This is a genomic window from Streptomyces sp. NPDC051578, assembly GCF_044454045.1.
Classification (GTDB): domain Bacteria; phylum Actinomycetota; class Actinomycetes; order Streptomycetales; family Streptomycetaceae; genus Streptomyces.
The window spans coordinates 515,513-529,820 of sequence record NZ_JBITDH010000002.1 but is presented as its reverse complement, the minus strand read 5'-3'; the positions used below and the strand labels follow the sequence as shown (position 1 = coordinate 529,820).

Genomic DNA, 14,308 nt, shown 5'->3' with positions numbered 1-14,308 from the left:
CGACCGTTCGGTCACCGATAATCGAACGTGATGTCTGTAAATCGGTCATCGATGTGCGCGCACCCTTCACACCCGACAGAATCGGCAGCGTCCAGTCGACAGAACGCAGCTAACACCTGCGCCTGACCTTCGAATTGAAAGAGAGTCACGTCGTGCGCCACCGCATCGCCGCCGTCTCCGCCGCCGCCCTGCTGACCCTGGCCGGCGCCACCGGCATCGCGCAGGCCAAGCCCGCCAGCCTGTACGCCCCCTCCGCAGTGGTCCTCACCGTCGGCCAGGGTGAGAACGGGGTGACCGTCGTACGGGCCTCCACGCTCAGCTGCGCCCCGACCGCCCAGGGCACGCACCCCGACCCCAAGGCCGCCTGTACCGCGCTCGCCGCCACCGCCGGCAGCCTCGACACGCTGCTGGCCGCCCCCGACACGCACCGCGTCTGCCCGATGCACTACGACCCGGTCACCGTCACGGCGGACGGGGTCTGGCAGGGCAGCCGCATCTCCTGGAAGCACACCTTCCCCAACGCGTGCGCGATGTCCGCGACCTTCAACGGGAACGCCGTCTTCGCCTTCTGACGATCCGTAATCGCCCGTTACGGTGCGTGTCAAGAACGCCCAAAGGTAGCTTCTCGATACATTCAAATGCGGACAAGGCGCGTCCGCCCCTCGCGCCGCCGGGTGCAGTCTGGCTGTGTCACATCCGGTCTGTGCCGGTCCGAAGCCTTCGGACCGGCTCTGTCCGCATCCCGAAGGGGCGAACGACGTGAAGCGCAGCAAGGCCCGGGCCACGGCGGAACGGGCGGCCGACGCCGCCTCGGAGCAACTGCTCAAGGCGGGTCGGCTGCTGCGCAGGGCCGACGCCACCGCCGATGGGCGCGCCCTGCTGCGTACGGACCAGACCGTCAACGACGCGCCGTATCGCGAGCGCTGGGCCCACGACAAGGTGGTGCGCTCCACGCACGGGGTGAACTGCACCGGTTCCTGCTCCTGGCAGGTGTATGTCAAGGACGGGCTGATCACCTGGGAGACCCAGGCGACGGACTATCCCACCACCGGCCCCGACCGCCCCGAGTACGAGCCCCGCGGCTGCCCGCGCGGCGCCTCCTTCTCCTGGTACACGTACTCGCCGACCCGGGTGCGCTACCCGCACGCCCGCGGCGTGCTCGTCGAGATGTTCCGCGAGGCCAAACAGCGCCTGGGCGGGGATCCGGTGGCCGCCTGGGCGGAGATCACCTCCGAGCCGGACAAGCGCCGCCGCTACCAGAGCGCCCGCGGCAAGGGCGGCCTGGTCCGCATCGGCTGGCAGGAGGCGCTGGAGATCGCGGCCGCCGCGCACGTGCACACCCTGCGGGCGCACGGCCCGGACCGGATCGCGGGCTTCTCCCCCATCCCGGCGATGTCGATGGCCTCGCACGCCGTCGGCGCCCGCTTCCACGCGCTGCTCGGCGCGCCGATGTTGAGCTTCTACGACTGGTACGCCGACCTCCCCATCGCCTCGCCGCAGGTCTTCGGCGACCAGACGGACGTACCCGAGTCGGGCGACTGGTGGGACGCGGCGTACCTGATGCTGTGGGGCTCGAACGTCCCCGTCACCCGTACCCCGGACGCGCACTGGATGGCGGAGGCCCGCTACCGCGGGCAGAAGGTCGTCGTGGTCTCCCCCGACTACGCGGACGCCACCAAGTTCGCCGACGAATGGCTGCACCCGCACCCCGGCACCGACGGCGCCCTGGCCATGGCGATGGGGCACGTCATCCTCAAGGAGTGCTTCACCGAACGGCAGGTGCCCTACTTCACCGACTACGTGCGCCGCTTCACCGACCTGCCCTTCCTGATCGAACTGGAGGAGCGCGGGCCGCAGCGGCACGTTCCGGGCCGTTTCGTGACCGCCGCCGACCTGGGGCTGGAGACCGGCCCGGACGAGGCGGCCCGGCGCTGGATGCCCGTGCTCCTCGACGAGGCCAGCGGGCAGCCGGTGGTACCGAACGGCACGCTGGGCGACCGCTGGTCCAAGGGCGGCGAAGGCCGCTGGAACCTCGACCTGGGCGGCATCGAACCGCGGCTGAGCCTGTACGGGGACGGGGGCGGCCCGAGCGTGTCCGTCACCCTGCCCCGCTTCGACGAGGGCAGCGCGAGCGTGGAACGCGCCGTGCCCGTGACCCGCGTCGGCGGCCGCCTGGTCACCACGGTCTTCGACCTGCTGCTGGCCCAGTACGGGGTGGGCCGCCCCGGGCTCGGCGGATCCTGGCCCGCCTCGTACGAGGACGCCTCGACGCCCTGCACCCCGGCCTGGCAGGAGGAGATCACCTCGGTCCCGGCCGGAGCCGTGGTGCGCCTGGCGAGGGAGTTCGCCCGTACCGCCGAGCAGACCCGCGGCCGTTGCATGATCGTGATGGGCGCCGGCACGAACCACTGGTTCCACTCCGACACCATCTACCGCTCCTTCCTCTCCTTGCTCCTGCTGACGGGCTGCCAGGGCGTCAACGGCGGAGGCTGGGCGCACTACGTGGGCCAGGAGAAGGTCCGACCGTACGCGGGCTGGCAGCAACTGGCCACCGCCTCGGACTGGGTGCGCCCCTCGCGGCAGATGGCGGGCACCCCGTACTGGTACCTGCACACCGACCAGTGGCGCTACGACCGCGCCCCGGCGGGCGACCTCGCCGCCGAGTCGGGACACGGGCTGTTCGCCGGGCGCCACACCGCCGACCTGGTGGCCGAGTCCGTCCGCCGCGGCTGGATGCCCTCGTACCCCACCTTCCGCGAGAACCCCCTCGACCTGGGCCGGCGGGTCCACGAGACCGGGATGGCCCCCCAGGACTGGGTCCGCGACCAACAGGACGCCGGGCGGCTCGGCTTCGCCTGCGAGGATCCCGACGACCCGGCCAACTGGCCGCGCGTACTGACGGCGTGGCGGGCCAACCTGATCGGCTCCTCCGCCAAGGGCAACGAGTTCTTCCTGCGGCACCTGCTGGGCGCCGACGACGGGGCCGCCGCCGCCGAGACCGCGCCCGACGACCGGCCCGCCGAGGTGACCTGGCAGGAGACGGCGCCACGCGGAAAGCTCGACCTGCTGCTCGCCCTCGACTTCCGGATGACCTCCACCACCTTGTACGCCGACCTTGTCCTGCCCGCGGCGACCTGGTACGAGAAGCACGACCTGTCCAGCACGGACATGCACCCCTATGTGCACGCCTTCTCCCCGGCCATCGACCCGCCCTGGCAGGCCCGTACCGACTTCGAGATCTTCCACGGCCTGGCCGCCGAGGTCTCCCGGCTCTCCCGCGGCCGGCTGGAGGACTCCTGGGACCTGGTGGCCACCGCCCTCCAGCACGACACCCCGGCGGAGGCGCCGCCCGAGGGCCCGACCGCCCCCCAGTACACGCTGGTACGGCGCGACTACGGCGCCCTCGCCGAGCAGCTCGCCGCGTTCGGGCCGATGTCGGACGAGCACGGCATGCAGGTCCGCGGGGTGACCGTGCACACCGGCGCGGAGACCCGCTGGCTCGCGGAGCGCTGCGGCACCGCCCGTACCGGGGCCGCCCACGGGCGGCCGCTGCTCGACACCGACGTGAAGCTGTGCGAGGCGATCCTCGCACTGTCGGGCACCACCAACGGCCGGATCGCCGCGGAGGGCTTCCGGCAGCTGGCCGAACGGTGCGGGCCCGCCACCGAACTGGAGGAGCTCGCCGCCGCCGTCGCCGAACGGCGCATCGTCTTCTCCGACACCCAGGCCCGTCCGGTGCAGGTCGGCGCGAGCTTCGAAGGGTCGGGCAAGGAGGCGCCTGACAGGCGGTACTCCCCCTTCACCATCAACACCGAGCACCGCAAGCCCTGGCACACCCTCACCGGCCGCCAGCACTTCTTCCTCGACCACGAGTGGATCGCCGAGTTCGGCGAGCAACTTCCGCTCTACCGGCCCCCCTTGGACCTGTCCGCACTGGACGCGCAGCCCCGGCCCGCCGCCGACGGCAAGGAGACCGCGGTGGCGGTCACGGTCCGCTACCTGACCCCGCACTCCAAGTGGTCCATCCACTCCGAGTACCAGGAGAACCTGCTGATGCAGACCCTGGCGCGCGGCGGCCCGACGATCTGGCTCAGCCCCGCCGACGCGGCCGCGATCGGCGCGGCCGACAACGACTGGATCGAAGCGGTCAACGCCAACGGCGTGGTCGTCGCCCGCGCAGTCGTCTCCCACCGCATGCCGGCCGGCACCGTGTTCATGTACCACGTCCAAGAACGCCTGGTGAACGTGCCCGTCTCCGAGACCACGGGCCGCCGCGGCGGCGTGCACAACGCCCTGACCCGGCTCCTGATCAAACCCACCCACCTGATCGGCGGGCACGCGCAGCTCTGCTTCGGCCCCAACTACTACGGCCCCACCGGCAACCAGCGCGACGCGGTCACCGTCATCCGCCGCCGCTCCCAGGAGGTCACCTACTGATGCCCCGCCGTGAGAAGACCATCGGACGGGTGATGGCACACGTGGCGATGGTGATGAACCTCGACAAGTGCATCGGCTGCCACACCTGCTCGGTCACCTGCAAGCAGACCTGGACCAACCGCAGCGGCACCGAGTACGCCTGGTTCAACAACGTGGAGACCCGACCCGGGCAGGGCTACCCCCGCGGCTACGAGGACCAGGACGTCTGGCAGGGCGGCTGGAAGCTCGCCCGCGGCCGTCTCGTACCGCGCAGCGGGGGCCGGGCCCGGCGCCTGGCGCGGCTCTTCGCCAACCCGCACCTGCCCGCACTGTCCGACTACTACGAGCCCTGGACCTACGACTACGAGAACCTCACCACGGCGCCGCTCGGCGACGACCTGCCCACCGCCCCGCCCCGCTCCCTCGTGGACGGCCGTCCCACCTCCGTCACCTGGGGGCCCAACTGGGACGACGACCTCGGCGGCGGGCCCGCGCACACGGCCGGCGACGTGGTGCTGCGCGGCATGAACGAGCAGGTCCGCATGGAGTACGAGCAGGCCTTCATGTTCTACCTGCCGCGGATCTGCGAGCACTGCCTGAACCCCGCGTGCGTGGCCGTGTGCCCCTCCGGCGCCCTCTACAAGCGCATCGAGGACGGCATCGTCCTCGTCGACCAGGACCGCTGCCGCGGCTGGCGGATGTGCGTGAGCGGATGCCCGTACAAGAAGGTGTACTTCAACCACCAGACCGGCAAGGCCGAGAAGTGCACCTTCTGCTACCCGCGCATCGAGGCCGGGCAGCCCACCGTCTGCTCCGAGACCTGTGTCGGGCGGCTGCGCTACCTCGGGGTGGTGCTCTACGACGCGGACAAGGTCGGCGCGGCCGCCGCCGTGGAGAACGAGCAGGACCTGTACGAGGCGCAGCTCGACTGCTTCCTGGATCCCCACGACCCCGCCGTGCAGCAGGCCGCCGAGGACGCCGGCATCCCGCACGACTGGATCACCGCGGCCCGCCGCTCACCGGTGTACGCGCTGATCAGCACCTACCGGGTGGCGCTGCCCCTGCACCCGGAGTACCGCACCCTGCCCATGGTCTGGTACGTCCCGCCGCTTTCCCCCGTCGTCGATTCCCTCACCGCCTCCGGACACGACGGGGAGGACCCGGCCAAGCTGTTCGCGGCGATCGACGCGCTGCGCATCCCGCTCGACTACCTCGCCGGGCTGTTCACGGCGGGGGACCCCGCCCCGGTCGAGGCAGCCCTGTGCCGGCTGGCCGCGATGCGCTCGCACATGCGCCGCATCAACCTGGGCGAACGACAGGACCCGGCGATCGCGCGGGCCGTCGGCCTGGACGCGGACGGCATCGAGGCGATGTACCGGCTGCTGGCGATCGCCAAGTACGAGGACCGCTACGTGATCCCCACCGGCTACACCGCCGGCGACCCGGACCCGAAAGGCCTCACTTCCGCGTGCAGTCTCGACGGCGCCGGCGGGGTCGGCATGTACGACCCGGAGGCCTTCCACGCGCCGCTCGCCGAACCGGCGACGGTGGGCGGGGGCCCGGGCGAGGCGGAGGGGGGCGACGGCAAGGGGTCCCTGCGCGGCCGGGTCAACCTGCTGAACTGGAACGGCGAGGGCCGCCCCGCCGGGCTGTTCCCCCGCCGGGGGGAGCAGCCGTGACCGTCACGGCGGTCCACCAGGCCGCCTCCCTGCTCCTGTCGCACCCCGACGAGGACTGGCCGGACCGGCTGCGGCTGGTGTCGGACTGTCTCGACGGCCTGCCGGGCGCTCCGGCCGGGCTGCTGCGCGGCTTCTGCGCGGCCGTCGCCGGCACGCCCCCGCTGGAGCTGTCGGCGCGTTACGTCGCCACCTTCGACCGCAGCCACCGCCGCACCCTCCACCTGACGTACTACACCGACGGCGACACCCGCCGGCGCGGCGCGGCCCTGCTGCGCTGGCGCCGGCTCTACCAGGACCACGGCTGGCAGCCGCCGGACGCCGAACTGCCCGACTTCCTGCCCCTCGCCCTGGAGTTCGCGGCCCGCTGTCCCCGACCGGGCCGGGCCGCCCTCCAGGAGCACCGCGCGGCCCTCGAACTGCTGCGCCTGGCCCTCGCCGACCACGGCGGCCCCTACGCCGCGGTGGTCGAGGCCGTGTGCGCCACCCTGCCGGGCGCCTCCCCGGCCGACCGGGCGGCAGCGCTGCGCCTGGCCCGCAGCGGGCCACCCGCCGAGTCCGTCGGCCTGCTCCCCTTCCCCGCCGTGCCGCCGCGGGTACCCCTGCCCCTGGAGGACCTCTGATGGCCCACCTGCACACCGCTCTGTGGGGTGTCCTGCCCTATCTCGCCGCCGCCCTCCTGGTCACCGGGACCGCCTGGCGCTACCGCTACGACCGCTTCGGGTTCACCACCCGCTCCAGCCAGCTGCACGAGCACCGGCTGCTACGCATCGGGAGCCCGCTGTTCCACTACGGGCTGCTGTTCGTGATCGGCGGACACGTGATGGGCCTGCTGGTCCCCGAGTCCCTCACCGAGCGCCTGCACATCCGCGAGCCGCTCTACCACGCCAACGCCGTCCTCGTCGGCGGCGCCGCCGGGACGGCCACGCTCGCCGGGCTGGTGATCCTGCTGGTGCGGCGGCTGCGCACCCCGGCGGTGCGCGCCGCCACCAGTCGCAGCGACCGGGCCGTGTACCCGGTGCTGGCCACGGTGCTGCTCGCCGGGCTGACCGCCACCGCGACCACCCTCCAGGACCACCCGTACGACTACCGGCTCGGCGTGAGCGTGTGGTTCCGTTCCCTGCTCACCCTCGACCCGGACGTGCCGGCGATGGCCGCGGCGCCGCTCGCCTACCAGGTGCACGCGCTGCTGGCGATGGCCCTGTTCGCGCTGTGGCCGTTCAGCCGCCTGGTGCACGCCTTCACGGCGCCGGTCGGGTACCTGACCCGGCCCTACCTGGTGTACCGCTCCCGGGCCGCCGCAGTCGGCGGCCCGCGCCGCTGAGGCTGCGCGTACCCTCTGCATGTGTCAGCCTCCCGCCTCCGCCGCGTCGCCGTCCTCGTCCTGGACGGGGCGAAACCGCTCGACGTCGGCATTCCCGCGCAGGTGTTCACGACCCGGGCGAGCATGCCGTACGAGGTGCGGGTGTGCGGCGCGGCACCGGGCCTCGTGACCGGCGGGGACGGCCTGTCGTACTCCGTCTCGCACGGGCTCGACGCCCTCGCGTGGGCCGACATCGTCTTCGTGCCCGGCTACCGGTTCCCGGACCGCGAGGACCCGCCGCGGGCGGTGATCGACGCGCTGATCGCCGCCCACGACCGGGGTGCGCGGCTCGCCGCCATCTCGACGGGCGCGTTCGCACTCGCCGCCACCGGCCTGCTCGACGGCAAGCGCGCCACGACCCACTGGCACTACGCACGGGCGCTCGTGGCCAGGCATCCGCTGGTCCGGCTCGACGAGAACGTGCTGTTCGTCGACGAGGGCAGCGTGCTGACCTCGGCCGGCGCGGCCTCGGGCATCGACCTGTGCCTGCACATCCTGCGCCGCGACCTCGGTGTGGCCGCCTCCAACCACGCGGCCCGGCGCCTGGTCGCGGCCCCGTACCGCAGTGGCGGCCAGGCGCAGTACGTGCCGCGCAGCGTGCCGGAGCCGCTCGGCGAGCGGTTCGCGGCGACGCGGGAGTGGGCGCTGCACCGGCTCGGGGAACCCCTGACCCTGGAGGCGCTCGCCGGGCACGCGGCGGTGTCGCCCCGTACGTTCTCGCGGCGCTTCGCCCAGGACACCGGGTACACGCCGATGCAGTGGGTGATGCGCGCCCGGATCGACGTCGCACGGGAGCTGCTCGAACGCTCGCAGCGCAGCGTGGAGCAGATCGCCGCGGATGTGGGCCTGGGTACCGGGGCGAACCTGCGGTTGCACTTCCAGCGCATCCTCGGCACCACCCCGAGCGAGTACCGGCGCACCTTCACCCGGGGCGGGTAGCGGGCCGACCCGCGAGGGATCTTCCCTGCTGGGGGGCCCGTAGCCGGATCCCCCGGGAGCCCCCGGAGAGATCCTTTTGGCGCGATCCTTTTGAACCGTGGCAATCCCGCCTCTGTCCGGGGCGGACACCCGGAGGCGAACCTGGGGGCGAACAGAGAAGGGGACACCGCTCATGACTCGTATCGCCATCAACGGTTTCGGTCGCATCGGACGCAACGTGCTGCGCGCACTGCTCGAACGCGACACCGACCTCGACGTCGTCGCCGTCAACGACCTCACGGAGCCGACGACCCTCGCGCGGCTGCTCGCCTACGACACCACCTCCGGCCGGCTCGGCCGCCCGGTTACCGTCGACGGGAACGTCCTGGTGGTGGACGGCCGCCGCATCACGGTGCTCGCGGAGCGGGAACCGGAGCAGCTGCCGTGGGCCGAGCTGGGCGTCGACATCGTGCTGGAGGCGACCGGCCGTTTCACCTCGGCGGAGGCCGCCCGCGGCCACCTCAAGGCGGGTGCGAAGAAGGTCCTGGTCAGCGCTCCGTCCGACGGCGCCGACGTCACGCTCGCGTACGGGGTCAACAACGACGCGTACGACCCGGCGGCGCACACGATCGTCTCGAACGCCTCGTGCACGACGAACGCCCTCGCGCCGCTGGCCGCGGTGCTGGACGAGCTCGCCGGCATCGAGCACGGCTTCATGACGACGGTGCACGCCTACACGCAGGAGCAGAACCTGCAGGACGGTCCGCACCGCGACGCCCGCCGCGCCCGCGCCGCGGCCGTCAACATCGTGCCGACCACGACGGGCGCGGCCAAGGCGATCGGCCTCGTGCTGCCGAACCTGGACGGCAAGCTGTCGGGCGACTCGATCCGCGTGCCGGTCCCGGTGGGCTCGATCGTCGAACTCAACACCACCGTGGCCCGCGACGTGACGCGGGACGAGGTGCTGGCGGCGTACCGCGCCGCGGCACAGGGACCGCTGGCAGGCGTGCTGGAGTACTCGGACGACCCGCTCGTGTCGTCCGACATCACGGGCAACCCCGCCTCGTCGATCTTCGACTCGGAGCTCACGCGCGTCGACGGCCGCCACGTCAAGGTGGTCGCCTGGTACGACAACGAGTGGGGCTTCTCGAACCGCGTGATCGACACGCTCACGCTCCTCGCCTCCGGCTGAACCGGACGCGGCGGCGTTCCTGGGAGAGTGGGTCGGCCACCGTCGCACACCCGCTCGTGAGGAGCGCCTCCCGTGCCCGAACCGCAGCCCGGCACGCGCCGGCTCGCCGTGCCGGGCTGGATGCGCAGGCACACCCCGCTGCTGGGCCGGCTGCTGGAGCAGCTCGCGGCCGTACGGGTCCTCGACTGCGCGACCCGGCTGGCGGCCCAGGCCTTCCTGGGGGCGCTGCCGGCGATCTTCGTCGTGGCGGCCGTGGCGCCCGACTGGGTCCAGGAGGAGCTGGTCTCCTCGATCCGTACGGCGGTGGGCCTGCGCGGCGCCGCACTGGACCAGGTGCGTGCGGTGTACGCGGCCACGGACCCCGCGGCCCTGGCGGGCACCAGCGGGGTGGGGATCCTGGTGACGCTGCTGTCGGCGACCGCTTGCAGCCGCGCCCTGCAGAAGACCTGCGAGCGGTCCTGGCACCTGCCGCAGGCGAAGGCGCGGCCGGCCGCCTGGCGGTGGCCGGCGTGGCTCGTCGTCTGGCTGGGGGCCCTGCTGTTCCAGGGTCCCGTGCAGAACGCGTTCGGGGCGGGGCTCGCGGTCGGCTTCCTCGTGGCGCTGGTCAGCAGCAGCCTGCTGTGGTGGTGGACCCCGCACCTGTTGTCGGGAGGCCGAGTGGGGTGGCTGCCGCTGCTGCCCGGGGCGGTGCTGGCCGGGACCGGGGGCCAGCTGCTTTCCGTGGCATCGAAGATCTACGTGCCCCACGCCGTGGAGCGCAGTATGCAGCAGTTCGGCGGGCTGGGCTCGGTGTTCGTCCTGCTGTCCTGGCTCATCGCGTTCTTCGTCGTCATCACGCTGGCCATCTCGGTGGGGTACGTGGTGGCTCACGAACCGCTGCCCGCCCGCTGGCTGCGTACGCCGGCGGGCCGTGACGACGGGGCCTGAGCGACCCGCGGTGTCCGACTCCGTCCCCGGTGGACCCGTGGCGCGCGGTGTTCGGGGACCGCCCGGTCGTACCGGGTGGTCCCCGAAGCGGTTGAGGGTTCGAACTCAGACGGCCGACGGGTGGCTGTGCGGGGTGTTGCACAGGGCCCAGATGACGAACACGCCGATCGCGATCGAGATGATCGCCCAGACCGGTGTGTACGGCATCCACATGAAGTCGAGGACGATGCCGAGTCCGGCCAGCACCACACCCGCGACCCGCGCCCAGAGCACCCTCTTGAGGAGTCCGGCGCCGACGACGACGAGGATGATGCCCAGGATGAGGTGGATCCAGCCCCACGCGGTCAGGTTGAACTTGAAGACGTAGTCGCCCAGGCGTGCGTAGACGTCGTCCTTCGCGAGGCCGGCGATGCCCTTGATGATGCCGAGGATGCCGTCCACGAGGAGGAGGACTCCTGCGAACAGGGTGCCGCCCGCCGCCCAGGCGCCGCGGCCGCTGTAGAGATCACCGCCGCGGGGGGCGCGTGCGGGGGATTCGGGGGTCGAAGGCTGTGCCACGACAAACTCCTTCATCGGGCGGTGCGCCGGAACCTTGGCGCCGGGATCAGCATCCGGCGGGAGGGACGGCGAGGGCACCGGAGCGCGTCCATTCGGGTGACATTCCCGGGGGGCCGCCGGTCAGGGGGTCCTGCCGGAGGCCGCCTCCTCCATGGCCCGCAGGACGAGCCGGAACTCCGCTCCGTCGAGCGCTTCGATGACCTGCCGGAGCCGGACGGCGCACCCCCCGACGAGGGAGGCCGCCACCTCCAGCACCGCGACCTCGCTCCTGGAGGCACGACGGGACCACCCCAGGGTGAGCATGAGGCGGCCGAGCGCGTCCCAGTCGACCGAGCGGTGTGCGCCGGACCGCTTGACCAGCGGTCTGTCGGCGGCGGTTTCGAGCGTCCGGTCCTCCATCAGGCGCCGCAGCCAGAAGCCGTTGTCGTGGGCGCCCAGCAGACGCGTCGCGGCCCGGACGCTCTCGTCGTCCGTGTCCTGGAGCAGGCTCTCCGCGAGCTCCGGACCGGTCATGCTCTCGGCCGTCACCGGCTCCTCCGATACCTCGGGGTTCAAGGGCCGGGGCCGGCCCCCTGCCACTGTCCTGGACGCGGCCACGGCCGGGCGCGCGTCCACGCCGTAGGTCCGCCCGCCCGGCCGATTCCCCGGCCCTCCCGTCCACGGCCGGGCCGGCTTGAGGAACAGCCGGTGCGCGGCCGTGTCGAGCAGGTGGCGGGCGGCGGCGGTGCGTGAGGATGGGTCTCTCGCCGGCCGGTCTAGCCCCCGCGTCGACTGGCGCGGGTCTGGTGAGGCGTTTCCAGCTGGCGGGGCTCCACGGCGCCCGGGTCGCATTGCTCGGCATCCGGCGGGCACCCGACGTCACAAGCAAGCAGCCAGCACAAGGAAACTCCGAGACAGGAAGAAGGACGGACGTGTCCGGCAGCGAAAGCGAGAACCCGGTAATCCCCTCCCCGACCCCCACGCCGACTCGACCCCGGTCGAACCGGGACTGGTGGCCGAACCAGTTGGACCTTCAAGTGCTCCACCAGCACTCGCCCCTGTCCAATCCGATGGACGCGGACTTCGACTACGCGGCGGAGTTCGCGACGATCGACCTCGACGCGCTCAAGCAGGACGTCTTCGACGTGATGACGACGTCGCAGGACTGGTGGCCCGCCGACTACGGCCACTACGGACCGCTCTTCATCCGGATGAGCTGGCACTCCGCGGGCACGTACCGCATCGCCGACGGCCGGGGCGGCGGTGGCGCCGGCGCCCAGCGCTTCGCCCCGCTCAACAGCTGGCCGGACAACGCGAGCCTCGACAAGGCCCGTCGGCTGCTCTGGCCCGTCAAGCAGAAGTACGGCCGGAAGATCTCGTGGGCCGACCTCCTGGTCTTCGCCGGCAACTGCGCGATGGAATCGATGGGGTTCAAGACGTTCGGGTTCGGGTTCGGGCGCGAGGACGTCTGGGAACCCGAGGAGATCTTCTGGGGGCCGGAGGACACCTGGCTGGGCGACGAGCGCTACAGCGGCGACAGGGAGCTCACCGGTCCCTTCGGTGCCGTGCAGATGGGGTTGATCTACGTCAATCCCGAGGGTCCCAACGGCAACCCGGACCCGATGGCCGCCGCCAGGGACATCCGCGAGACGTTCGGGCGCATGGCGATGAACGACGAGGAGACGGCCGCCCTGATCATCGGCGGCCACACCTTCGGCAAGTGCCACGGTGCGGTCAGCGCCGAGTACATCGGCCCCGAGCCCGAAGGCTGCCCCATCGAGCAGCAGGGCCTGGGCTGGAAGAACACGTACGGCAGCGGCAAGGGCGCCGACGCGCTCACGAGCGGGCTGGAGGGTGCCTGGACCTCCGCGCCCACGAAGTGGGACAACGGGTACCTGGACAACCTGTTCACGTACGACTGGGAGCTGACGACGAGCCCGGCCGGCGCCCACCAGTGGACCCCCAAGGACCCGTCGGCGCAGGGCACGGTGCCCGACGCCCACGACCCGTCGAAGAGGCACGCCCCCATGATGCTGACGACGGACCTCGCGCTGAAGGTGGATCCGGTCTACGGGCCGATCGCGAAGCGTTTCCACGAGAACCCGGACCAGCTCGCGGAGGCCTTCGCCAAGGCCTGGTACAAGCTGCTGCACCGCGACATGGGGCCCCTCTCGCGCTATCTCGGCCCGTGGATCCCCGAGCCGCAGCTGTGGCAGGACCCGGTGCCCGAGGTCGACCACGAGCTGGTCTCGGCCGGGGACGTCGCCGACCTCAAGGACAGGATCCTCTCCTCCGGGCTGTCCGTACCCCAGCTGGTCACCACCGCCTGGGCGTCGGCGGCGAGTTTCCGCGGCACCGACAAGCGCGGCGGGGCCAACGGGGCACGGATCCGGCTCGCGCCGCAGAGGCAGTGGGAGGTCAACGACTCGCCCGAGGTGGCCGAGACGTTGCGGACCCTTGAGCAGATCCGGCAGGACTTCAATGGTTCACAGTCCGGCGGGAAGAAGGTCTCGCTCGCCGACCTGATCGTCCTCGGCGGCTGCGCGGCCGTCGAACGAGCCGCGAAGGACGCCGGGTACGACGTCACGGTGCCGTTCGCACCGGGGCGCACGGACGCATCGCAGGAACAGACCGACGTGGAGTCGTTCGCGGTCCTCGAACCGAAGGCGGACGCGTTCCGCAACTACCTGCGGGAAGGGGAGAAGCTGTCGCCGGAGACGCTCATGCTGGACCGCGCCAACCTGCTGACACTGACCGCCCCGGAGATGACGGCCCTGATCGGCGGCATGCGGGTCCTGAACACCAACTTCGGGCAGTCCCAGCACGGGGTCTTCACCCACCGGCCCGGCAAGCTGACCAACGACTTCTTCGTCAACCTGCTCGACATGGGCACGGAGTGGAAGGCCTCCACCTCCACGGAGAACGTCTTCGAAGGCCGGGACGCCGCCACGGGCAAGACGATGTGGACCGCCACCGCCGTCGACCTCGTCTTCGGTGCGCACTCCCAGCTCCGGGCCGTCTGCGAGGTCTACGCGTCCCAGGACGCGGGAGAGAAGTTCGTACGCGACTTCGTCGCCGCCTGGGACAAGGTGATGAACCTCGACCGGTTCGACCTCGCCTGAGCCCGGTGGTCCGGGCCGGCCGCCGTCAGCCGGCCCGGACCGTCGCGCTGCCGGCGTCGATCGGGCCGGACCGTCGCGCGGCCGGCGTCGATCGGTCCGGCCGGGTCTTGAGGGGGGGCCGGCCGGGAGCAGGTGCTCCTCCTGCCCTCCCCCCTCC

Annotated in this window: 11 protein-coding genes; 9 read left to right on the top strand and 2 right to left on the bottom strand. The window is 72.1% G+C overall.

The features are described from left to right. Positions 1-152: 152 nt before the first annotated feature. The 8 genes from ACIA6C_RS13445 (at position 153) to ACIA6C_RS13410 (ending at position 10,492) form a co-directional block, all read left to right on the top strand. Positions 153-572 (top strand): subtilase-type protease inhibitor, encoded by a 420-nt coding sequence (locus ACIA6C_RS13445; protein ID WP_399275320.1) that lies wholly within the window; start codon positions 153-155, stop codon positions 570-572. A gap of 187 nt (positions 573-759) precedes the next feature. After that, positions 760-4,437 (top strand): nitrate reductase subunit alpha, encoded by a 3,678-nt coding sequence (locus ACIA6C_RS13440; protein ID WP_399275318.1) that lies wholly within the window; start codon positions 760-762, stop codon positions 4,435-4,437. Then, positions 4,437-6,095 (top strand): nitrate reductase subunit beta, encoded by a 1,659-nt coding sequence (gene narH, locus ACIA6C_RS13435; protein ID WP_399275316.1) that lies wholly within the window; start codon positions 4,437-4,439, stop codon positions 6,093-6,095. Before ACIA6C_RS13440 ends, narH begins: the two co-directional genes overlap by 1 nt. Then, entirely contained in the window at positions 6,092-6,715 is a 624-nt protein-coding gene (narJ, locus tag ACIA6C_RS13430) for a nitrate reductase molybdenum cofactor assembly chaperone (RefSeq protein ID WP_399275314.1), read from the top strand. The genes narH and narJ overlap by 4 nt, the downstream gene beginning before the upstream one ends. Continuing rightward, entirely contained in the window at positions 6,715-7,416 is a 702-nt protein-coding gene (gene narI / locus ACIA6C_RS13425; protein ID WP_399275312.1) for a respiratory nitrate reductase subunit gamma, read from the top strand. The genes narJ and narI overlap by 1 nt, the downstream gene beginning before the upstream one ends. 21 nt (positions 7,417-7,437) lie before the next feature. Then, the gene (locus ACIA6C_RS13420) at positions 7,438-8,394 is read left to right on the top strand and encodes a GlxA family transcriptional regulator (RefSeq protein ID WP_399275310.1); all 957 of its coding nucleotides are present in this window, start codon (positions 7,438-7,440) and stop codon (positions 8,392-8,394) included. 172 nt (positions 8,395-8,566) lie between these two features. Continuing rightward, a complete protein-coding gene (gap, locus tag ACIA6C_RS13415; RefSeq protein ID WP_366081051.1) occupies positions 8,567-9,565 on the top strand; it encodes a type I glyceraldehyde-3-phosphate dehydrogenase in 999 nt (332 codons plus the stop codon). A 72-nt stretch (positions 9,566-9,637) separates the two neighbouring features. After that, complete coding sequence (locus ACIA6C_RS13410) at positions 9,638-10,492, top strand: YhjD/YihY/BrkB family envelope integrity protein (RefSeq protein ID WP_399275307.1); 855 nt, start codon at positions 9,638-9,640, stop codon at positions 10,490-10,492. A 105-nt stretch (positions 10,493-10,597) separates the two neighbouring features. Here the strand turns inward: ACIA6C_RS13410 and ACIA6C_RS13405 are convergent, their stop codons facing one another. Then, on the bottom strand, positions 10,598-11,050 hold the full coding sequence (locus ACIA6C_RS13405; protein WP_399275305.1) for a hypothetical protein: 453 nt from the start codon (positions 11,048-11,050) through the stop codon (positions 10,598-10,600). 120 nt (positions 11,051-11,170) lie between these two features. Then, entirely contained in the window at positions 11,171-11,578 is a 408-nt protein-coding gene (locus ACIA6C_RS13400) for a hypothetical protein (protein WP_361135425.1), read from the bottom strand. A gap of 383 nt (positions 11,579-11,961) precedes the next feature. Here ACIA6C_RS13400 and katG point away from each other — a divergent pair, with 383 nt between their 5' ends. Further along, the gene (gene katG, locus ACIA6C_RS13395; protein ID WP_399275303.1) at positions 11,962-14,151 is read left to right on the top strand and encodes a catalase/peroxidase HPI; all 2,190 of its coding nucleotides are present in this window, start codon (positions 11,962-11,964) and stop codon (positions 14,149-14,151) included. Positions 14,152-14,308: the final 157 nt, after the last annotated feature.

Coding starts and splice junctions, on each gene's coding strand:
- narH (WP_399275316.1), top strand. CDS start 4,437: ATGCCCCGCCGTGAGAAGACCATCGGACGGGTGATGGCACACGTGGCG.
- narI (WP_399275312.1), top strand. CDS start 6,715: ATGGCCCACCTGCACACCGCTCTGTGGGGTGTCCTGCCCTATCTCGCC.
- gap (WP_366081051.1), top strand. CDS start 8,567: ATGACTCGTATCGCCATCAACGGTTTCGGTCGCATCGGACGCAACGTG.